Origin of the sequence: Embleya sp. AB8, from assembly GCF_049739465.1 — a bacterium.
Taxonomy (GTDB): Bacteria; Actinomycetota; Actinomycetes; order Streptomycetales; family Streptomycetaceae; genus Embleya.
On sequence record NZ_JBMHHY010000008.1, the window covers coordinates 38,190 to 57,464 of the forward strand.

The window sequence follows — 19,275 nt, forward strand, 5'->3', positions numbered from 1 at the left end:
CCGACATGACCGACCGACCCGCCTCCGGCGGGATCGTGCTGCGCGATCTCGTCAAGTCCTACGGCGACCATGGCGCCGGTGGCCGACCGGCCCTGGATCTGCCCGAACTGACCATCCCACCACGATCGTTCACTGTGGTGGTCGGCCCGTCCGGCTGCGGCAAGTCGACCGCACTGCGGCTGATCGCCGGCCTCGAGACGGCCGACGCCGGGCGGATCGTGATCGACGGCGTCGATGTGACGGACCTGCCGCCCGGGCGACGCGACCTGTCCATGGTGTTCCAGGACTTCGCGCTGTACCCGCACATGACGGTCGCGGAGAATGTGAGCTTCGGGCTGCGGATGCAGGCCCGGCACGATCGGCGTCGGGGGTTGGCGGCGCGGTTGACGCCGAGGGTGGGGGTGGGGGCGGGGGCTTCGGATGCCGCCACTGCTGTCTCTGCCGCCCGTGTTGGTTCCCCCGTCTCTCCCGCCGCTCCCGCCTCGCGGGCCGAGATCGCCGAAAAGGTGCGCCAGGCGTGCGCGTTGGTGCGCCTCGACGGCAAGGAGCAGCGCCGGCCGACCCAGCTGTCGGGCGGCGAGCGGCAACGGGTCGCGCTGGCCCGGGCGTTGGTGCGCGGTCCGTCGGTGTTGTTGTTGGACGAGCCGCTGTCCGCGTTGGACGCCCAGTTGCGGCAGCACGCGCGGGCCGAACTGGTCCGGCTGCATCGGGAGTTCGGCTGTACTGCGGTGTTGGTGACGCATGATCAGCTCGAAGCGTTGTCGATGGCCACCCATCTGGTGGTGTTGGACGGGGGACGGCTGTCGCAGGCCGGGTCGCCGCAGGAGGTGTACAGCCGACCGGCGAATACGTTCGTGGCCGGATTCCTCGGTAGCCCGGCGATGAACCTTCAGGAGGTAAAGGCGGTGGAGGCGGTTGCCGGGCAACCGGCCGGGGTGCTGGAGGCGCCGGGGTTGCGCGCGCGACTCTCGCCGGGTGGACGGGAGGTGCCTGCCGGGGCGTTGTTGCTCGGGTGGCGGCCGGCGGATGGTGTGTTGGCGGACGGCGGTGCGGGGGAGGGGCTCGGCGGGGACGGGCTCGTGTCGGACGGGCTCGTGTCGGACGGGCTGGTGCTGGACGGGGTGGTCGACATCGTCGAGTACACGGGCGACGGGCGGGTGCTGACCTGCCGAAGCGCCGTCGACGGCGGCTCGTCGTGGGCGGTCACCGTGCCGGCCGAGGGGGTGTTCCGGGCGGCGGGGGATCGGGTTCGGGTGCGGGTCGCGGCCGAGCGGCTGCACCTGTTCGGGCCGGACGGGCTGCGCGTCCCGGTGGACACCGCCGCTGCCGACGCCCGGCTCGGGCAGACGGTGCGGGCGTGATGGCCGACATCGTCGTGTGGAGCGACTTCGGTGGCGTGCTGACGTCGCCCCTGGACGAGGCGCTGGCCCGGGTCCTGGCCGCCGCCGAGGTCCCGGCCGAGGCGTTCCTGGACGCGGTACGGCGCGTCGCGCTCGACCTCGCGCCGAGTACCGGATGTACCGCCGCGTTCGAGGCGATGGAGCGCGGGCGGGTGTCGCAGGCCGAATGGGGCCGTCGGGTCACCGCGGCGCTCGGTCCCGCAGGTACCCCGCGTATCGACCTGGGCCGGTTCGGCGACTACTGGTACGAGGGCCGCCGGATCGACACCCGCCTGCTCGGCCACCTGGAGGTCCTCAAGCAACGCGGGTTGCGGATCGGCCTGTTGACGAACAGCGTGCTCGAGTGGGAGCCGCACCGACAGGCCCTGCTGCACGAGGCGGCCCCGCACCTGTTCCCGGGCCTGTTCGACACGGTGATCGCCTCGCACGTCTGCGGCCTGAGCAAGCCCGATCCGCAGATCTACGCCCTCGCCGAGACCACGGCCGGCGTCCGTGCGGACCGATGCGTGCTGATCGACGACGTCCCGGCGAACTGTACGGCGGCCCGGGAGCGGGGCTGGCGGGCGATCGAGCACGTGTCGACGGAGGCGACGATCGCGGCGCTGGACAGCCTGCTCGCTGCGGACGCGGAGGCCGATTCGTCCGGATCGGCCTCCGCGAGGTGACCCCTTCGTCGTACCGGGCTCACAGTTGACGCCGGGCGGCCTCGACGCTGTCTCCGGCATTGGTGTTGAACGCGATGGCGGCTTGGGGCGCATGACGGCGAATCAGGTTCACGATGTGCTCGAAGAAGGTGAGCAACTGCTCGGCCTTGCGGATGCCACCCCCGATGACGACCACATCCCACGGCTGCCGGGCCAACGCCGCCACCAGGGTGGCCTCGGCCGCCTCGTCGAAGACGACCAGGGACAGCGCCGCGTCGATGCCCTGCTCGGCGAATCGCACGAGTTCGTGGTCCAGGACGGCGAGAACGGACTTGCCGTCGATGCCGGGTATCGCTTCCGGGTCGTAACCGATCACCAGTACTGAAGACATGTGGCGAGCCTATCGGGCGAACGGACGGCCGCCGTGGGGGTTTTCGATCGGCTGGTTGGCCGGTCGCGCGGTCACCTGATCCCCGACTGCTTCTCGTTCGCGCGGTCACCTGATCCCCGACTGCGTCTCGTTCGCGCGGTCACCCGATCCCGACTGCGTCTCGTTCGCGCGGTCACCCGATCCCGACTGCGTCTCGTTCGCGCGGTCACCCGATCCCGACTGCGTCTCGTTCGCGCGCAGCGAGACCGGCCCGGGGAGGACCACCGACCTCGGCTACGCTCGTGCGGCCGGCGATGCGGTGTCGTGGGCCGCGAAGGCGCCCGGCAGTCGTCCGCGTCCTAGCCCGGTGTCCGGCTTTGCCTGACACGATGGGCGGTATGCCCATGGTGGAAGCGTCAGTCGAGGTACCCGTCGCCATCGCGACGGCGTTCGCCGTGTCGCAGACGACCGGCGCCGTGCGCAAGCGGTGGGACCCGTTCATCCGCAGTCAGCGCTTTCTCCACGGGGCGACCGAGCCCGGCAAGGGCGTACGTACCCTCACCGTGCACCGGGTCGGCTTCAGGATGATCAGCGAGTACGTCTCCTACCAGCCGCCGACCAACGTGGGCATGAAGATGGTCGAAGGGTCCTGGTTCTTCGCCAGGATGGGCGGCGGCTGGCGTTTCATCGCCGTCGAGGGAGAGCCGCAGCGCACGCGCGCGATCTGGCGCTACAACTTCGGTACTCGTCCACGCCTACTGGTGCCGATCGCCGATCGGATCGGAGCGTTCGTGCTCGGGCGCGAGATCGAGCACCGGATCGCCGGATTCGCGCGCGCCTGCTCGGACCCGGTCGTGCTGGCCGCTGTCCGCGACGCCGAGCCGCCGGTCCCGCCGCGACCCTGAACCCCGTCGCGACCCTGAACCCCGTCGCCCGACCGGTTTCCGGCGCGTCGGCATTCGCATGACCCGGCCCCGGGAAGACGCATCCGCCTGACCGACAACTTTTTTTGTCTTGACAAGTTTTACCGTCGGGTCGATCCTGGAGGAGTGCTGGACGTCGCTGTGATCGAAGAACCCGCCGCGGCCGAGGCGTCCCTGGACCCGATACGGTCCCGGATCCTCGCCGCCCTGGCCGAGCCCGGCTCGGCCGCCATGCTGGCCGTCCGTCTGGGGCTGCCCCGACAGAAGGTCAACTACCACCTGAAGGAACTGGAACGACACGGGCTGGTCGAGCTCGCCGAGGAGCGACGCAAGGGCAACGTCACCGAGCGGGTGTACCGCGCCACCGCCGCCTCCTACGTGATCTCCCCCAGTGCCCTGGCCGCGGTCAGTCCGGATCCCTCCCGAGCTCCCGACCAGCTCTCCGCCCGCTGGCTGCTGGCACTGGGGGCCCGGTTGGTACAGGAGGTCGGGATGCTGGTGACCGGAGCCGCCCGGGCCAAGCAGCGGGTCGCGAGCTTCGGCATCGATGCCGAGGTGCGCTTCGCCTCGGCGGCCGACCGGCGGGCCTTCGCCGACGAACTGGCCCGGGCGGTGGCCGGACTTGTCGGTCGCTACCATGACGAATCGGCCCCGGGGGGGCGGCGGAACCGGGTGATCGTCGGGCTCCACCAGATCCCCGAGCGGCAGTTGGCCGGCGGGACACACGAGCACGAACCGGCAGCGGAACAGGAGGAGAAGAAACCATGACGCACCCGTTCGAAATCGAGCTGGAGACAACCCTTCCGGCGAGCCCGGAACAGGTCTGGGCAGCGATCGCGACCGGACCGGGCATCGACTCCTGGTTCATGGGTCGCAACGAAGTGGAGCCACGTGCGGGCGGCATCGCCGCCATGGACACCGCGGGTCACCGCGAGGAGGCGGTGATCACCGCCTACGAGCCCGGCAAACGTTTCGCGAGCCGGACCACTCCGGGCGAGGACGGCCGGTTCATGGCCTTCGAGTACCTCATCGAGGGAAGGGACCGCGGCAGTACCGTACTTCGCGCCGTGCACAGTGGCCTGCTCGGCGACGACTGGCAGGACGAGTACGACGCCCTGCGCCGCGGCTGGCCCTTCCATCTCCACACGCTCCGCGAATACCTGACCCACTTCCCCGGACGCACCGGGGTCCCCGTCTTCGCCATGGCGCCGGCGCAGGGGAAATCGCCGCAGGAGGTGGGGGCGGCCCTCAGCCGCGGGCTGTCGCTGCCGGCTCCGGTCGTGGTGGGTGCGCGGGCGCACGCCGAGCCGGCCGAACTGCCGCCACTGGACGGTGAAGTCGTCTGGTCCGACGGTGAGCGGGTGGCGGTCCGCACCGCCGACGGGATCTACACCTTCCACTACGGCTCCGGCGTGGCGGTGATGTTCCATCACCTGTTCGGGCCGGATACGGACGGGGCCGAGGCCGCCTGGCAGCGGTGGCTGAACGGCATCCTCGCCTGACCGCGGCAGTGCCCAACAGCCGCAGGCAGTCCAAGAATCGACACGAGACACCAAGGAACAAGCTCATGCGCACCCTGATCAGCACCGCGTTCATCTCGCTCGACGGCGTCGTGGAGGCCCCGGGCGGCGAGCCCGGCTACCGCAACGCCGGATGGACCTTCAAGGACATCGAGTTCCTCCCCGAAGCGTTCGACCTCAAGGTGCGGGAACAGCAGGAATCCACCGCGATCCTGATGGGCCGGACCAGCTATGAGGCGTTCAGCCCGGTGTGGCCGGACATGGCGGACTTCGCCGACTACAAGACGATGCCGAAGTACGTCGTCTCCACCACCCTCACCGACGACGACCTGGTCTCCAACTGGGGCGAGACCACGATCCTGCGCTCGCTCGACGAGGTCGCCGCCCTCAAGGAGACCGAGGGCGGCCCGATCATCGTGCACGGGAGCGCGTCGCTGAACCAGGGCCTGGCCGATGCCGGCCTGATCGACCGCTACCACCTGCTCGTCTTCCCGCTGCTGCTCGGCGCGGGCAAGCGGCTGTTCCCGGCCACGGACAAGGACGCGCAGAAGCTGAAGCTGGTCGAGCACGCCGTGTACGCCAACGGTCTGCAGATGAACGTCCTCGACGTCGTCCGCTGAACCGGGCACGCAACAGCCCGGACCGCGGCCGCGGTCGACCCGGTGCGCGCCGGGCTTCGGGACGACAGCGGCGAGTTCGGCTCACCCACGCCGAACGTAAGCCGCACCCACGCCGAACGGGAGCCGGACCCGCGCCGAACGCAAGCCGGACCCGCGCCGAAGGTAAACAGTCCGTTGCCACTTTGGCCATCGGGGGCGAGTCGTGGTCGCCGGCGATCTACCGTGGTCCCGAGGGGCTGTCGGGTGGGGTGGGGTCGGCGGTGGGGGAGGGTGTATGCACAGCACCATGGTGGTGGGCTATCAACTGGCCAAGCCCGGCACGCGGATGCAGGTCACCGCGGTGGTCGCCGACTCCGGGCGGATGTACCGGAGCAACGGGCGCGTGGGGCACCCGGGGCGGTGTGATCGGGACCGGTTCGTCATCGGTGAGCATCCGGTGCATCGTTCGCTTCGGCTGCTGCGGGCGCGCTATGCCGAGCAGCGGGACGCGGGGTACACCCGGACGTTGATCGCGCCGGTGTTGCGGACGTTGCCGCTGTACGACGAGACCGCGACCGCCGCCGAGGTGATCGCCGCGTTTCGCCAGGACCCGCCCGAGGGTGGGCCGATCGACCAGGTCACGCGCGGGTTCCTGATCGCCTGCGGGCTGCCCGCACCGCCGCCGAACCAGGGCCGTGCCGCCCGCGCGTACAACGCCGCGCCGCCCTCGCGGCGGTTCGGGCAGACCGAACTGCGCCGCCTGGTACACGGCGAGCCGGTGCGACACAGCGGCTCGGCAATCGAGTTCGCGGTCACCGCCGACGAGGTACGCGTGGCCGTCGGCGGAGTCGGCGCCGTGCTCACCCCGGCCGACATCCGAGCCCTGTACGGCGCCCTCGACGCGCACCTGCGCCTGGGCACCCACCCCCGCCCGTGACCGCCGCGCAACGTGGGCGCTGCTCGTCGATCAGGGGTTGGGGCGAGAAGGTGCGGTGTTGCCGGATCCGGCGGGAGGGGTCTTCCGGGTAGGGCGTCTAGCCAAGCCAATCGCCGATCCCGTCCCAGGACACTTCCAGTTCGCGGGCTCGGGCGGCGCCCAGAGCCTTGCGGACGGCCGCGTGCGCTTGCCGCATCGACTCCATGCCGCCCGTCTCGTTCAGTGCGGCGCCGATGGCCTGGATGCGTTCTCTGAGTTCCGATTCCCGAGGCGCCAAGAGCGCCCCCTCCGACCTGCCGATCGCGATGAGCTGATCGATCGGATCCGTGTTCTTCGGTGTAACGCCCTCGGTGGCGCGGACGGCGACCGCCGCCTTCGCATTCGGATACGCATCGAGGACTCGCGGATCGGTCGCGAGCGTGTCCCGGATGAACGCCAGCAGTTCCGGATCGAGCGTGCGTTCGCGGGCGATTTGGTCCAGCTCGTCGACCGGGTCCCCGACGGACGCGCCCTTCGCGGCGGCCCGGCCGGTCGCCTCCCGGATCAGCGCGACCCGCTGCTCCCGGGTTCCCGGCCGCGTCGGCTCATCCGGCGGCACGGAGGCGGTGATCCAGTCCGCCGGTTGTGCGCCCAGTGCCTCCCGGTAGGGCGACACCGCCTGCACGCCGGCCTCATTGATCCGGATGACCGTCGCAAGCTCCCGGCCGTCCTGACCCAGTGGCTTCACCCGCACGGTTGTGAGCCGCCCGGAGCGGATGACCACCTCGAAGATGAACCCTTTCGGTGCGGCATTGCCACTGCCGTACAGCCAGCACTCCAGATCTTCCCTCTCCCCGTCCCAGGTGATGCTGTGCATCCCCTCGAACTGATCGGTGGTCATGGAAGACGTCGGCGGCCCGATCCGCCGGGTCACCTCCGCCTTCCGCATCCCCACGCGAAGGCTGCACACCGGATGCTCCGTAAGCCCGGGCCCGGTCGCTGTGGTCGCCCTCGACTGCGCGGGCTGCTTCGTCTTGCGGCCGAAAAGACCCATCGGGTGGTTTCCATCCTGAAGTTGCCGGTCATGGAACTGGCGTGGCGTGGCGTGGAGTCGGGGTGCTCTTGCCGGTCAGGCGGGTGATCGCCGGTGGAACCCGCCACCGCGCCCGGCCGGCGAACGGGGCCGGGTACACCCCGGCCCGACCGAAGACATCGTGTTCATGCAGACGTCCCTCCCCATGCAGACCCCTGTTCAACTGCCCGGCGCCCCGCCATGTGCGCCGGTGTCGAAGTCCATCCGCGCCCATCGCCAAGTCGCCAGGCGTGACAGTATGGTTCGCCACACAGTCGATGTGAAGCATTGTTCTAGAAAACTATTCTAGTCTTTGACCGCACTAGGCTGTTCGTCATGACGGACAGCAGCACGACAGGCGTCGCCGGGGGCGAGGACAGTACCCGTTCCCGGCGGGGCAGGGCATCGGCGGGACCCCGTCTTGTCGCCTAAGCAGCAGCGCGGTGAGGCCACCGTCGACCGTCTCCTGACCGCCGCACTGGATGTGTACGCCTCATCGGGCCAGTCGGGGTTCACGGTCCATGCCGTCACCAGGGCCGGCGGGGTCAGCCTCGGCAGCCTCTACCACCACTTCGGCAGCTTCGACGGTCTCGCCGCCGCCCTGTACACCCAGTGCATGGAGCAGCTGTTCGACGAGATGATCGCCGCCGTGACCCGGGCCCGCACGGCCCGTACCGGGGTACGCGCACTCGTGACGGCCTACCTGCGGTTCACCGAAGAGCACCCGGACGCGGCTCTGTTCATCCACGGCTCCGCCTACTCCGGCTACCTGTCGGCACATTCCGACCGGATTCGTACGGCCAAGGCCGCCAAGCTGGCCGTGATCGCGGACTGGCTGCGGCCCAGGATCGAAGCGGGAGAGATCGCACCCATGCCCGCGCCCCTGATCGAGGTGCTGGTCATGGGACCGGTCGCCGAGGCCGCACACCGCTGGCTGTCCAGCACCTACGACATGGATCTCGACCAAGCCGTGCGGATCCTGCCCGATCGGATCTGGCGCTCCCTGCAACCGGATTAGCACTGCCGCACGAAGGCCCCGCGTGATCCTCCACGGCACCGACTATGCGGCCTGACGCCACGTGAGGGTCAAGCACCTCACTCACGGCGGCAGCAAGAGCAATGCGAAGCAGCGGTCCGACCCGCCCGCCTCGCGGCTGCCGGGCAACGACCCGGCCGCCGTGCGGACTTCGGGCCGGGACGTGCGCCGGCGATCTACCCGAGATCGACCCCGATCGGCGCAACGACTCACGCGTCGGCCGCCGGGCCGCCTGCCGCGCCGCCGTCAACGCCCCGAGCCGCGTCCCCGGGCGCGCTCCCCGTCGCCTCGCCCGACAGCAGCGTGCGCTCGAACACCGTGCGCAGCACGATCGTGGTGCCCGTGCCGCGGATCACCGGGATCGCCCGGATCCGATCCAGCGTGTCGGCCAGCGTGGCCGTGGAGGCGACCCGGACCTTGATCCAGAAGCAGTCCTCGCCCGCCACCTCGTGTGCCTCGAGTACGGCCGGCTCCCGGCGGATCGCCGCCTCCACCTGATCGCGCGCCGCCCGGCCGGCGTCGAAGCGCAGCGCGATGAACGCGGCGGTGCCGGCGTCCACCGCCTCCGGGGCGAAGTTCGCGTGGTAGCCGGTGATCACCCCGTCCCGCTCCAGTCGTTGCAAACGATCGCGGACCGCCGGTTCGGACAGGTCCACCGATCTGGCCAGCGCGCGTACGGTCTGCCGGCCGTCGTTGCTCAGCGCCCGCAGCAGGGCTCGGTCGATCTCGTCGAGCTGCCGTGTCATCGAAATCCTCTTGTTTCCGTACGCGCGGTGGTTCTACTCTGTCGATCTACTCCATAAAAAAGGCTATCAGCTCGGCTTGCCTAACTTACTGAGGCATGGGGATTGCTTTGGCTTCTCTATCGCGAGAACGTCGCCTGTTGCCCTGGGTCGCACTCGTGACCGTGTGGATCCTGTGGGGGTCGACGTATCTCGGCATCCGCTACGCGATCGAGACGATCCCGCCGCTGCTCCAGGCGGGCGTGCGGTTCCTGGTCGCGGGGTTGTTGATGCTCGCGGTGGTCGGTCCGCGACACGCGCGCGGCGCCGAGCGGCCCACCTGGCCGCACCTGCGCTCGGCGGCGATCATCGGCGGGCTGCTCCTGGTCGGCGGCAACGGTCTGGTGAGTCTGGGCGAACAACACCTCGACTCGGGGCTCGCCGCGCTGATCGTGGCCACCGTGCCGGTGTGGATGGTGCTGATCAACGCGATGGTGACCCGGACCCGGGTGTCCGGCCCGGTCCTGCTCGCGCTGGTCATGGGCACGGTCGGGATCGGCGTCCTGGTCGGCGGGCCGGGCGGCGAGGTGAACGTGGGCGCGGCGGTGATGATCCTGATCGCGTGCGTGTTGTGGGCGGCCGGGTCGATATACGCGCGCACCGCGCCGTTGCCCAGGCATCCGCTGGTGGTGGCCGCCCTGGAGATGATCACGGCGGGCCTCGCGCTGCTCGTACTGGCCGCGCTGCGCGGCGAGTTCGGCCGCTTCGAGCCGGCCGACATCTCGCTCGCCTCGTGGCTCGGGCTGACCTGGCTGGTGTTCGCCGGCTCGATCGTGGCGTTCAGCGCGTACATGTACGTCAACTCCGCGCTGCCCAACGACACGGTGGCGACGTACGCCTACGTCAACCCGGTGATCGCGGTCCTGCTCGGCGCCGCGATCGCCCGCGAGTCGATCGGCCCGAACGTCTACCTCGGCGGCGCGATCATCGTCGCCTCGGTCGTCCTCATCGTCGCCACGCGCGGACGCGGGCCGAAGCCCGCGCCCACACCGAACGACACGGCCCAACCGACGCCCACGCCCACCCGAGAGCCCGCGCGCATGCCCCGGCCGACCGAGGAGCCGACCGGCGACATGCCTGCGGACGACACCTCCGCCGAGGCCGAACCCACCCGCTGACCCCGCCGTGTACTCCGTCAGCGGCGCCCCATCCGGAGCGGCGGTTCCAGTCGTCCGGTGCGTTGTGGGCGGGCCCGGTCGCCGTCGCCGCGGAAGCTGTATGGGCCGGTGTGCGGCAGCGGGTGCAGTGGATCGGACAGTGCGACCAGGAACGGCAGTTGCTCGTGCGGGTCGGCCGGCTCCTCGAACTCGACATGTCGGCCCGCGACCACGACCACCGGGCCGGACTGCCGGCAGCGGGTGTAGTCGATCAGGCCGGAGAGATCCTCGGCCGAGGGCACCCCCTTCGCGCCCGACGGCGACAACCCCCGACGGCACGCCTGCCGTTCGCGAGCGGACGCCTCGGCATACCCCGCCACCCGGATGCTCCAGTAGGCGTGGATCGCCTCCCACAGGACCGACTCGGGCGCGGTGACCACGCCGTCGGTCCAACTCCGTCGGCAGCCGACGTGGAAGCTCAGGAAGCCGCTGTCCCAGTCGTTCGGTCGGACCTCGGCGATGCCCCGGGCGCCCGAGTCGTCGAAGCCGAGCAGGTGGTGCGGAACATCGAGATACAGGGCCAGACCCTTGTTGACCATCGCCCGTTCGTGCCGCCGGCCATCGGCGGTGAACGCTTTCTTCTGCCTGTCCGCGAACTCCTGGCAGCCCGCCACGGCTTGCTCGTAGTTCGCGGATGTATCCGAGCGTCTGGTCCACTCGCCGTACAGTTGAACGATCACGCGTGACCCCTTACCCAAGCGTGATAACCGACAGAAGTCACTCAATCACTATCCGCAAGGCTCGCACAGGTAGGTTTTCCGTCAAGGTCCGGCGCACGGCCGAAAACCGCCCACCCGACACGGCAACAAAACGGTGGTTTGCCAGAATCGACCGCATGACGCACGAAGACCCGACGCAGTACATACCGAGTCCCGCGACGCCGGACGCCCTGGTCGTGGTGGCGGCGGTGATCGTTCGGGCCGGGCGGCTCATGGTGGTGAGCAAGCAGGCGGCCCCCGAGTTCTTCTACCTGCCGGGCGGCAAACCGGACCCGGGGGAGAGCCCACTGGAAACCCTGCGCCGCGAACTGGACGAGGAATTGGGCGCGGGCCTCGTCGCCCCCCGGTTCCTCGCCGAGATCGACTCGGTCGCCGTCCTGGAGGACCTCCCGATGCGGCTGACCGTCTTCGAAACCCGGCTCGACCGGGAACCGGTTCCGGCGGCCGAACTGGCCGCCCTGCGCTGGACCACCGGCCACGACGGGGACCTGCGCCTGGCCCCGGCGCTCACCGACCACATCCTGCCCATGTTGCGCCGCAGCGGAGCCCTGGCGGCCTGACCGAGGGCCGTAGACGCGGTACGGCGCCGACCGGCCCGTGCCGACCCCCGCGCCGGAACGGCCGTACGCACGCGGGCGATCCCGCCGACACCATGATCCGCCCGCGTGGTTGTCGGTGACCGCTACTACGTTCGTGGTCGTCCCGCCGGTTCGGTGTGGGGCTTCCCTCGGCTCATGCGTAGAAGGAGATGGTGTGTTGTCCGGTTGGGAGGAGTCGAGCACGGCGCGGGTCGTCGCGCCCGCTCGGCCACGCAAGTTGGCCAAGGTGCCGTTCGTCGAGTTGGCGGACGGGCGGTTGCAGGGGGTGGTTTCCAGCGGCTCGGACTTCGGGCGGGTCTATGTCTCGTCGGTGGCCGCGGGCCACTATGCCTTCGCGTGCAGTACCAACAACAATCGACCCTGTGGCGGCGCGCGCGGGTCGTTCTGCAAGCACATCGGGGCGTTGATCGACGAGTCGGTGGTGCAGTACGGCGCCGAGCGGGTCGCGCGCTACCTGCGGATCGAATGCGCAGACACCGCGCCCACCGCGAGCGGAATCGCCTTCGCGATGAGCAACACCGGGCCGCCGCCGGCCGACGCCACCGCCGCCGCCTCGGTCTTCAGCCGTTTCCTGCGCCAACTGGCCTACCTCGAACTCGCCCCGACCACCTCGCCGTTGCCGGAGCTGCAGTGGTTCCCGCCGACCCGGGCGGTGGCCTGATGCGCATCGACGCACTCGTCGAACCCGTCGCCGGACTGGACGAACTCCTCGCGGTCGTCGAGGCGTTCGACCGCACCCTGATCGGCGGCCTGCTCCGCCCCCAGCCCGCCCAGGCCGCCGCGCTGACCGAATTGGCCGCCGCGCTCGCCGGCACACCGCTCGCCGCGCAGGTCGCCGAGGCGGCGGAGAAGGCGGTGGCCGGTGCCGCGAGCGAGGACCACCTCGTCGTCCTGGCCGCCGCCCGGACCGCCCTCCTCGGCGCCGCGCACGACGCGCTCACCGCCCGCGTGGACGAGGCGACCGGGCGCACCCGAAGCGAGGGGACCACCCCGCAGCCGGACGCCGCGCCCGCGCCGAACCTGCTGATCGCCGCCCGCTCCTGGCTCGCCGACCTGGCCCGCGCCGGCTGGCAGGGCATCGACCACGACCTGATCGCCGGCTCCGCGCCGGTGGTCGCCGCGATGTTGCCGGACCCGGCGCTGCGCCGGCCGGCCACGCTGCTGGACGGCTTCGCGGCCGAACTCGCCACGTCCTGCCCGGGAGCGGCCCTGGACCGGGTGCCGGTCCGCCGCTGGGCCGACCTGTGGTCGCGGGCGCTGTTGCTGACCCGGCCCGGCGCCGCCGGCGCGTCCACGATCGGTACGGCGACCGGCCGGCTGCTGCCGCTGGGCGTCGACGTACACGAGCACGCGACCGCCGCCCAGGCCCAGGTACACGCCGTCCTCGAGCCCGCCGACGGCGGCCCGCCGTACCTGGTCCGGGCGAGCGTGTCGGTGCCCAAGCCGGACACCGTCGTCGGAGTCGGCGTGTGGCAACTGCTGCGCCCGCACCTGTCGCTCCTGGCCGCCGCCGGCGACGGCCGCTCGATGGACCTCACCGACATGCCGATCACCGGCGCGGGCGACCTGATCTGGAGCAACGCACACGCGCGCGTCGGCAAACCCGCCGACGCGTTCGCCACCGCCCGGGTCGCGCTGCCCGCCGCCGGCGCCGTCGCGACCGCACCACTGGACCGCCACCCGGCGAGCCTGGCCGCACCGGTGTTCCTGGCGGACTACCAGGTCCAACACGCCGACGAGGCAACCACGTTCACCCTCGCCGGCCACCGACTGGCCGTCGACACCGACCGTATACCGACCGCCGGCCCGCTCACCCCGGAAGCGGTCGCCGCGTCGAGCGCGTGCATCGGCCTGTTGCGCTGGGACGCCGGGACATTCCACCTCCAGCCGCTCGCCGTGGAGACGACGGTGAAGAAGAAGGTCGTCGCGATCCACGCCGGCGGCTGGGCCGGCGGAACGGACGACAAGCAGGGCGCCAAGGCCGAGAAGGCCGCCACGGAAGCCGTCGCGGCGCTGCGCGAACGTGCCGGAAAGTTGCTGCGGAGATGACCGATCCCACGAGTGCCCAAACCCCCGAAGCCACCGGCGCCGACGAGAACCGCCGCCAACTCCTCTACTGGCGACTGCTCGCCCGCGTCTTCGACCACGAGGAGCAGGCGTCCCTCGAAGCGGCGAGCCTGGCCGTCGTCGAGGACATCGGGCTGCCGACCGAACTGCTCGACCCACGCGTCTCGGTCGACTCGATCGTGCAGCGCCACCCGGAACTGGCCGCCGAGTTCGACGGGCTGATGGTGCCCGAGCCCGACGCGGACGACCGGGACCGGGCCGCCGAGGTGCGCCGCGCCGCATTGGTGTCCAAGGTGCTGCTCAACGTCCTGGCCACCGGATCGGGCACGGTCAGCGCCGGGCAACTGTCCGCCTGGCAGGCCGACGCGGGCTGGCTGGAGCGCGCCGTGGGCTGCCGGCCGGGCGAGTTGCGCGCCGGCCGTTCGGGAGCTCCGGGAGGTGTTTCCCCGACCGGCACCGGCGGCGCCGCCGGAACTCCCGATCTGGGCAACCTCATTCCCACCATCGGCCCCGAACTGGCCGCCATCGAGGCCGATCTCGTCAAACGTATGCAGCTGCGCGAGGTCCTCGCCGACTCCCGGCTCGCCGCGCAGCTGACCCCGAGCATGTCGCTGATCGAGCAACTCCTGCGGGACAAGAACAACCTCTCCGGCGTCGCGCTGAGCAACGCCAAGGCGCTGATCCGCCGCTTCGTCGACGAGGTCGCCCAGGTGCTGCGCACTCAAGTGGCCAAGGCCAGTGTCGGTGCACTGGACCGGTCGGTGCCGCCCAAGCGGGTGTTCCGCAATCTCGACATCGACCGCACGATCTGGAAGAACCTCACCAACTGGAGCCCGGAGGAGGAACGGCTCTACGTCGACCGCCTCTTCTACCGGCACACCGCCCGCAAGACCACACCCGCACGGCTGATCGTGGTCGTCGACCAGTCCGGCTCGATGGTCGACTCGATGGTCAACTGCACGATCCTGGCGTCCATTTTCACCGGCCTGCCGAAGGTGGACGTACACCTGATCGCCTACGACACACAGGCCATCGACCTCACCCCCTGGGTGCACGACCCGTTCGAGACGCTGCTGCGCACCAAGCTGGGCGGCGGCACGGACGGCACGGTCGCGATGGCGCTGACCCGACCGAAGATCGCCGAACCGCGCAACACCGTCGTGGTGTGGATCTCCGACTTCTACGAATGGCGCACCGAACCGCTCTTCGAGAGCATGGCCGCCATCCACCGCTCCGGCGCGAAGTTCATCCCGGTCGGCTCGGTGACCAGCTCCGGCCGCGGGAGCGTCAACCCGTGGTTCCGGGAGCGCTTCAAGGACCTCGGTACGCCGGTGCTGTCCGGCCACATCAACAAGCTCGTCCACGAACTCAAGTCGTTCCTCGGGTAGTTCGGCCGGCTGTCGCCGGCTCGTGAGACCGCACCCCCACCTTCCTTTCAACCGTCCGGAAAGGCCACGTCATGTCCGACCTGTTGCGCGCCCCCGCCGAGCTCAAGTACGCCGAGGAACTCGACTGGCTGGAATCGATCGACGACGGCGCCAAGCCGTTCACCTGGCGACTGTCGCCCAAGATGGTGCGCCTGTTCGTGCTCGGCGCCGAGCGCGCCGACGGCCTCGATCGTGAGATCACCCAGAAGTGGTTCGGCGACCGCAGCATCGTCGAACGGGCCATCGTCACGTTGGCCTCCGACCGCGGCCTGCTGCTGATCGGCGACCCGGGCACCGGGAAGAGCTGGCTGGCCGAACTGCTCGCCGCCGCGATCTGCCGCAATTCCACGCTGGTCGTGCAGGGTACGGCCGGCACCACCGAGGACCACATCAAGTATTCCTGGAATGTGTCCATGGTGATCGCCAAGGGCCAGTCGCGCGAATCGATGATCCCCTCGCCGATCATGACCGCGATGGAGTCCGGCGCGATCGGCCGCTTCGAGGAACTCACCCGCTCCACCAGCGACGTTCAGGACGCACTGATCTCGATCCTGTCCGAGAAGTACGTCTCGGTGCCCGAACTCGACAGCGACGGCATCGTCTTCGCCAAGCCCGGGTTCTCCGTCATCGCCACCGCCAACAGCCGCGACCGGGGCGTCAACGACCTGTCCTCGGCGCTCAAGCGGCGCTTCAACTTCGTCCGCATCCCGGTGGTGACGAACAAGAAGAGCGAAGCGGAGATCGTGCGCTTTCGCACCGAGGAACTGCTGCGCCGACACCGGATCGAACTCGACGTGCCGCCCACCCTGTTGGACGTACTCCTGCAAAGCTTCGCCGACCTGCGCGCGGCGGCGGCCGCGGCCGGCAGCGACGACGAGAAGCTGGAATCGGCGCTGTCCACGGCCGAGCAGATCGGCGTCCTCGAAGACGCCATCCTGCACAGCAACTTCTTCGGCGAGCGGGCGCTGACCGCACACACCCTCGCCGCCTCGCTGGTCGGCTCGCTGGCCCGGCGCGAACCGGAGGACCTGGCCATCATCAACAAGTACCTGCACGGCGTGGTCGAGCCGCGCGGCCAGGCGGAGGGCGGCCCGTGGCCGGAGTTCCTGGAGGGTGGTCGGACCGCGATCGCCGCCCTGTCGTGACCCCGGCAGCCCGCGTCGCCAACCCGACGCCGCAGCCCGAGTTCGACGGCCTGCGCAACCAACTGCGGGAGGCCGCCGCGACGTTCGCGGACGGACCGGACGCGCTCGCCGGCATCCTGCTCGGCATCGTCGACGACGTCGACCGCGCGGTCCGCGAGCCGCTGGAGATCTTCCCGGTCTGCCACCACTCGCCCGCCTCGGCGATCGCGATGGCCCGGCGGCTGCGCGACAAGCAGCCGAAGGTGGTGTACCTGGAACTGTGCGAGGACATGGCCCCGCTGCTGTCCGAACTGCGCAACTGCACACTCCCGGTGGCCGTCCAGGCGTACGCGACCGACATCGACGGTTTCCCGCTCGACTGGGCCCCGCTGTCCGTGGTCGCCCCGATCACCGAGGCCTCCGCCGAATACCAGGCGATCGCCTACGCGTTGGACACCCCGGGAGTCGAACTGGTCCTGGTGGACCGCTCCTCGGACCACGTCTTCCAGTGGGAACCGCGCGCGACCGGGACAGACCAGGCCGGCGAATCGGCCGACCCGGACGCCCCGCCGAGCGACGACGAGGCCGCGCTGCACGGCGACGCGGTCGGCCTGGAGATCGGCGACCTGCGCCCGCGCTTCGCCGAACTGGAGGAACACCTGCTGCGCCACGGCCGGGTGCGGCACTGGTCGGAATGGTGGCACCAATACGTCGAATTGCCGCTCGGCGACAGCGACCACGACACCTACCGGCAGGTCATGCTCCTGATCGGCAGCCTGTTCCGCCGACTGGCACCCGGCGACGCGCGGCGGGTGCGGGTGGACGAGGACCGCGAGCGGTACATGTGGACCCGGATGCGCGAGCACCTGGCCGCCACGGGGACCGATCCGGCGGACTGCCTCTACGTCTGCGGCGCGTTCCATGCGGCGTCCGGGGTCGCGGAGTTCGGCGTCGACGGTGTTGCCGACACGTTCGAGATCGCGCCGCGTACCGCGACCACGTGGCAGCACGGGTTGATCCCCTCCAGCCATGCCGCGATCGAGGCGCAGTTCGGCCTCGCGGCCGGGTCGGTGTCGATCGCGGCGACGGTGTGGGCGAAGAACCTCAAGCGCACCCGGGTCGCGCCGTTCCGACTGGCCGGGCAGGCGGGCGGGAAGCAGGCCGCACAGCCGAAACGGGGTGGGACGGCTGCCGTCGTCGTCGCTCCCGAGCCGGCGCCGGCGGCCGACAAGCTGTCCGGCTTCCTGCAACAGCCCCCCGTCCTGGACCGACTCGACGAGGCCGAACTGCTCGGCTGGTCCGTGGAGATCGTCCGCGCCGCGCGCCGCAACGGCTATCTCGCCTCCACGGCCGATGCCATCGCGGTGTTCGAGACGTCGATCCTGCTGGCCGGGATGCGTGACCGGGCCAGGCCCACGCCGTACGACTTCCAGGACGCGGCGGTCACCTGCATCGAGAAGGACACCGTGCCGGGCCGGCGGGACGTGCGTCGGATCGTCGAGAGCATGCTGGGCGGCGACCGGATCGGCAAGGTCGGCTACGACGCACTGCCGCCGCTGGCCCGCGACGTGCACGACCGGCTCGCGGGACTGGGCCTGAACCTGGAACAGCGCGGCGTGCGACGGGCGTTGCTGGACATCGCCGGCCGACCCGAGCTGGCACCGTGCTCGGACGTGTTGTGGATGTTGCGCTACCTGATGCCCCCGGACGCCGTGCGACCGATCATGGGCGAACGGCGGCTCGGCGAACGGCCGATCCAGGAATCGTGGGACCTGGCCCTGGGCACCCACCAGCGGGCGCTGATCGAACTCGGCTACGAGGGCGTCAGCATCGAACAGGTCCTGGAACAGCGGCTGCGCCGCGCCGCCTACGGCCCGCAGGCCACTGCGGCGACCGTCCTGGCAGCCGTCGAGGACGCCACGCTCTATTTGCGCGGCGGCGGCCGGCTCGCCGAGGAACTCGGCATCCGCGCCCTGGAGGTGCTCTCGATCGAACGCGGCGTCGACGGCGCGCCGGAAGTACTGCGCCGGGTCCGGCGGTTGCTGGCCTACTACCGGACCGCACAGCCGGTACTGCCGGGTTGGATCGAGGCGTTCGTCAAGGCCGGATACGCGCACTACTGCACGCTGCTGCCGACCGCGTTCGCCGACGAGGACGCGACGGTGCGGCAGGTCGCGGCGATGCTGGGCTTCCTGTTCAGCATGGAGAGCCTGGCCCTGTCCCTCGGCTGCGATCGCACCCAGCTCGAACTGGCCGTGGCGCAGGCGCATCCGGAGGAACCGGCGAAGGTGGCGCTGCTGTGGACGGCGCAATTGCAGCTGGGCGGGCTGACCCGGGCGGAACTGCGCTCGCGGTGCGACGAGTTGTTGGGCAACCCACTGGTCCTGCCCGCCTATCCGCGCTACCTGAGCGGATTCGTGCACGCGCTCGAACCGGTTCCGGGACTGGCCGACTTCGTGGTGGAGGCGATCTCGAACGCCTTCGCACGGCTGCCCGATCCGGTGTTGCTGCCGTGGCTGCCGACGCTGATCGGCACATTGCGGGCGGGCGGCGCGGAACTCGCGCCGCTGCTGATCCGCGAGGCGGGCCGGATCTTCCCGGGCCGGTTGGCGGCGCTGGACGCGTGGGTGCCGCCGTGGCAGGCCGGATCGGTGCCGGCGCCGGCGGTGGTGCGGCCGACGGGCGGTGCTCGTGGACTTGCGCTGGTGGCGGCGCATCCGGCCACGTGCGACGCGGTGGCGCGACTCCTGGGCTGCGAGGGGACCTGGGCGGCGGCGGAGCCCGTACCGGCGGGTGCGGCACTGGTCGAGCAGTTCCCGGACACGGCGATCGCGGCGGCGGGCCTGTTGGCCGGCTGCTGATCCCCGGGTTTCCCGGGACGCTCCGGCCGGGCGGCGACGCAAACACGTCGCCGCCCGGC

General features: G+C 70.7%; 19 protein-coding genes. 15 read left to right on the forward strand and 4 right to left on the reverse strand.

Features of this window, described 5'->3' with window-relative positions; genetic code table 11:
• The first annotated feature begins 5 nt into the window (after positions 1–5).
• The gene (locus tag ABIA38_RS13215) at positions 6–1,361 is read left to right on the forward strand and encodes an ABC transporter ATP-binding protein (RefSeq protein ID WP_424638766.1); all 1,356 of its coding nucleotides are present in this window, start codon (positions 6–8) and stop codon (positions 1,359–1,361) included.
• Positions 1,361–2,065, forward strand: coding sequence for an HAD family hydrolase (locus ABIA38_RS13220; RefSeq protein WP_424638767.1), 705 nt, complete (start codon positions 1,361–1,363; stop codon positions 2,063–2,065). Before ABIA38_RS13215 ends, ABIA38_RS13220 begins: the two co-directional genes overlap by 1 nt.
• Positions 2,066–2,084: 19 nt before the next feature.
• Here the strand turns inward: ABIA38_RS13220 and ABIA38_RS13225 are convergent, their stop codons facing one another.
• Entirely contained in the window at positions 2,085–2,435 is a 351-nt protein-coding gene (locus ABIA38_RS13225) for a hypothetical protein (protein WP_424638768.1), read from the reverse strand.
• 377 nt (positions 2,436–2,812) lie between these two features.
• Here ABIA38_RS13225 and ABIA38_RS13230 point away from each other — a divergent pair, with 377 nt between their 5' ends.
• The 5 genes from ABIA38_RS13230 (at position 2,813) to ABIA38_RS13250 (ending at position 6,393) form a co-directional block, all read left to right on the forward strand.
• Positions 2,813–3,319, forward strand: coding sequence for an SRPBCC family protein (locus tag ABIA38_RS13230; protein ID WP_424638769.1), 507 nt, complete (start codon positions 2,813–2,815; stop codon positions 3,317–3,319).
• Positions 3,320–3,463: 144 nt separating this feature from the next.
• Complete coding sequence (locus ABIA38_RS13235) at positions 3,464–4,105, forward strand: ArsR/SmtB family transcription factor (RefSeq protein WP_424638770.1); 642 nt, start codon at positions 3,464–3,466, stop codon at positions 4,103–4,105.
• The gene (locus ABIA38_RS13240) at positions 4,102–4,839 is read left to right on the forward strand and encodes an SRPBCC family protein (RefSeq protein ID WP_424638771.1); all 738 of its coding nucleotides are present in this window, start codon (positions 4,102–4,104) and stop codon (positions 4,837–4,839) included. Before ABIA38_RS13235 ends, ABIA38_RS13240 begins: the two co-directional genes overlap by 4 nt.
• Before the next feature lie 65 nt (positions 4,840–4,904).
• On the forward strand, positions 4,905–5,477 hold the full coding sequence (locus ABIA38_RS13245; RefSeq protein WP_424638772.1) for a dihydrofolate reductase family protein: 573 nt from the start codon (positions 4,905–4,907) through the stop codon (positions 5,475–5,477).
• Between the two features lie 274 nt (positions 5,478–5,751).
• Entirely contained in the window at positions 5,752–6,393 is a 642-nt protein-coding gene (locus tag ABIA38_RS13250) for a hypothetical protein (protein ID WP_424638773.1), read from the forward strand.
• 97 nt (positions 6,394–6,490) lie between these two features.
• On the opposite strand, the gene ABIA38_RS13255 is transcribed toward ABIA38_RS13250, so the two are convergent.
• Positions 6,491–7,273: a hypothetical protein gene (locus ABIA38_RS13255; protein WP_424638774.1), complete on the reverse strand. Its 783-nt coding sequence runs from the start codon at positions 7,271–7,273 to the stop codon at positions 6,491–6,493.
• A 592-nt stretch (positions 7,274–7,865) separates the two neighbouring features.
• On the opposite strand from ABIA38_RS13255, the gene ABIA38_RS13260 reads away from it, so the two are divergent.
• Complete coding sequence (locus ABIA38_RS13260) at positions 7,866–8,462, forward strand: TetR/AcrR family transcriptional regulator (RefSeq protein ID WP_424638775.1); 597 nt, start codon at positions 7,866–7,868, stop codon at positions 8,460–8,462.
• Between the two features lie 227 nt (positions 8,463–8,689).
• Here the strand turns inward: ABIA38_RS13260 and ABIA38_RS13265 are convergent, their stop codons facing one another.
• The gene (locus ABIA38_RS13265; RefSeq protein WP_424638776.1) at positions 8,690–9,226 is read right to left on the reverse strand and encodes an Lrp/AsnC family transcriptional regulator; all 537 of its coding nucleotides are present in this window, start codon (positions 9,224–9,226) and stop codon (positions 8,690–8,692) included.
• Between the two features lie 137 nt (positions 9,227–9,363).
• Here ABIA38_RS13265 and ABIA38_RS13270 point away from each other — a divergent pair, with 137 nt between their 5' ends.
• Entirely contained in the window at positions 9,364–10,380 is a 1,017-nt protein-coding gene (locus ABIA38_RS13270) for an EamA family transporter (protein ID WP_424638777.1), read from the forward strand.
• A gap of 17 nt (positions 10,381–10,397) precedes the next feature.
• Here ABIA38_RS13270 and ABIA38_RS13275 read toward each other — a convergent pair whose 3' ends face one another.
• Positions 10,398–11,099, reverse strand: coding sequence for a hypothetical protein (locus ABIA38_RS13275; RefSeq protein WP_424638778.1), 702 nt, complete (start codon positions 11,097–11,099; stop codon positions 10,398–10,400).
• Between the two features lie 155 nt (positions 11,100–11,254).
• Between ABIA38_RS13275 and ABIA38_RS13280 the strand changes: the two genes are divergently transcribed.
• The 6 genes from ABIA38_RS13280 (at position 11,255) to ABIA38_RS13305 (ending at position 19,216) form a co-directional block, all read left to right on the forward strand.
• Complete coding sequence (locus tag ABIA38_RS13280) at positions 11,255–11,698, forward strand: NUDIX hydrolase (protein WP_424638779.1); 444 nt, start codon at positions 11,255–11,257, stop codon at positions 11,696–11,698.
• Between the two features lie 196 nt (positions 11,699–11,894).
• Complete coding sequence (locus ABIA38_RS13285) at positions 11,895–12,398, forward strand: hypothetical protein (protein ID WP_424638976.1); 504 nt, start codon at positions 11,895–11,897, stop codon at positions 12,396–12,398.
• Positions 12,368–13,786 (forward strand): hypothetical protein, encoded by a 1,419-nt coding sequence (locus ABIA38_RS13290; RefSeq protein ID WP_424638780.1) that lies wholly within the window; start codon positions 12,368–12,370, stop codon positions 13,784–13,786. Before ABIA38_RS13285 ends, ABIA38_RS13290 begins: the two co-directional genes overlap by 31 nt.
• A complete protein-coding gene (locus tag ABIA38_RS13295) occupies positions 13,783–15,192 on the forward strand; it encodes a vWA domain-containing protein (protein WP_424638781.1) in 1,410 nt (469 codons plus the stop codon). The genes ABIA38_RS13290 and ABIA38_RS13295 overlap by 4 nt, the downstream gene beginning before the upstream one ends.
• A 71-nt stretch (positions 15,193–15,263) precedes the next feature.
• The gene (locus ABIA38_RS13300; RefSeq protein WP_424638782.1) at positions 15,264–16,376 is read left to right on the forward strand and encodes an ATP-binding protein; all 1,113 of its coding nucleotides are present in this window, start codon (positions 15,264–15,266) and stop codon (positions 16,374–16,376) included.
• Positions 16,373–19,216 carry a hypothetical protein gene (locus ABIA38_RS13305; protein WP_424638783.1) on the forward strand — a complete coding sequence of 948 codons (2,844 nt, stop codon included), beginning with the start codon at positions 16,373–16,375 and terminating at the stop codon, positions 19,214–19,216. The genes ABIA38_RS13300 and ABIA38_RS13305 overlap by 4 nt, the downstream gene beginning before the upstream one ends.
• Positions 19,217–19,275 lie beyond the last annotated feature (59 nt).

What these genes read in the sequence shown, in the direction of transcription:
- ABIA38_RS13215 (WP_424638766.1), top strand. Translation starts at nt 6, where the DNA reads ATGACCGACCGACCCGCCTCCGGCGGGATCGTGCTGCGCGATCTCGTC.
- ABIA38_RS13225 (WP_424638768.1), bottom strand. Translation starts at nt 2,435, where the DNA reads ATGTCTTCAGTACTGGTGATCGGTTACGACCCGGAAGCGATACCCGGC.
- ABIA38_RS13220 (WP_424638767.1), top strand. Translation starts at nt 1,361, where the DNA reads ATGGCCGACATCGTCGTGTGGAGCGACTTCGGTGGCGTGCTGACGTCG.
- ABIA38_RS13295 (WP_424638781.1), top strand. Translation starts at nt 13,783, where the DNA reads ATGACCGATCCCACGAGTGCCCAAACCCCCGAAGCCACCGGCGCCGAC.
- ABIA38_RS13240 (WP_424638771.1), top strand. Translation starts at nt 4,102, where the DNA reads ATGACGCACCCGTTCGAAATCGAGCTGGAGACAACCCTTCCGGCGAGC.
- ABIA38_RS13280 (WP_424638779.1), top strand. Translation starts at nt 11,255, where the DNA reads ATGACGCACGAAGACCCGACGCAGTACATACCGAGTCCCGCGACGCCG.
- ABIA38_RS13245 (WP_424638772.1), top strand. Translation starts at nt 4,905, where the DNA reads ATGCGCACCCTGATCAGCACCGCGTTCATCTCGCTCGACGGCGTCGTG.
- ABIA38_RS13255 (WP_424638774.1), bottom strand. Translation starts at nt 7,273, where the DNA reads ATGACCACCGATCAGTTCGAGGGGATGCACAGCATCACCTGGGACGGG.
- ABIA38_RS13300 (WP_424638782.1), top strand. Translation starts at nt 15,264, where the DNA reads ATGTCCGACCTGTTGCGCGCCCCCGCCGAGCTCAAGTACGCCGAGGAA.
- ABIA38_RS13230 (WP_424638769.1), top strand. Translation starts at nt 2,813, where the DNA reads ATGCCCATGGTGGAAGCGTCAGTCGAGGTACCCGTCGCCATCGCGACG.
- ABIA38_RS13265 (WP_424638776.1), bottom strand. Translation starts at nt 9,226, where the DNA reads ATGACACGGCAGCTCGACGAGATCGACCGAGCCCTGCTGCGGGCGCTG.
- ABIA38_RS13250 (WP_424638773.1), top strand. Translation starts at nt 5,752, where the DNA reads ATGCACAGCACCATGGTGGTGGGCTATCAACTGGCCAAGCCCGGCACG.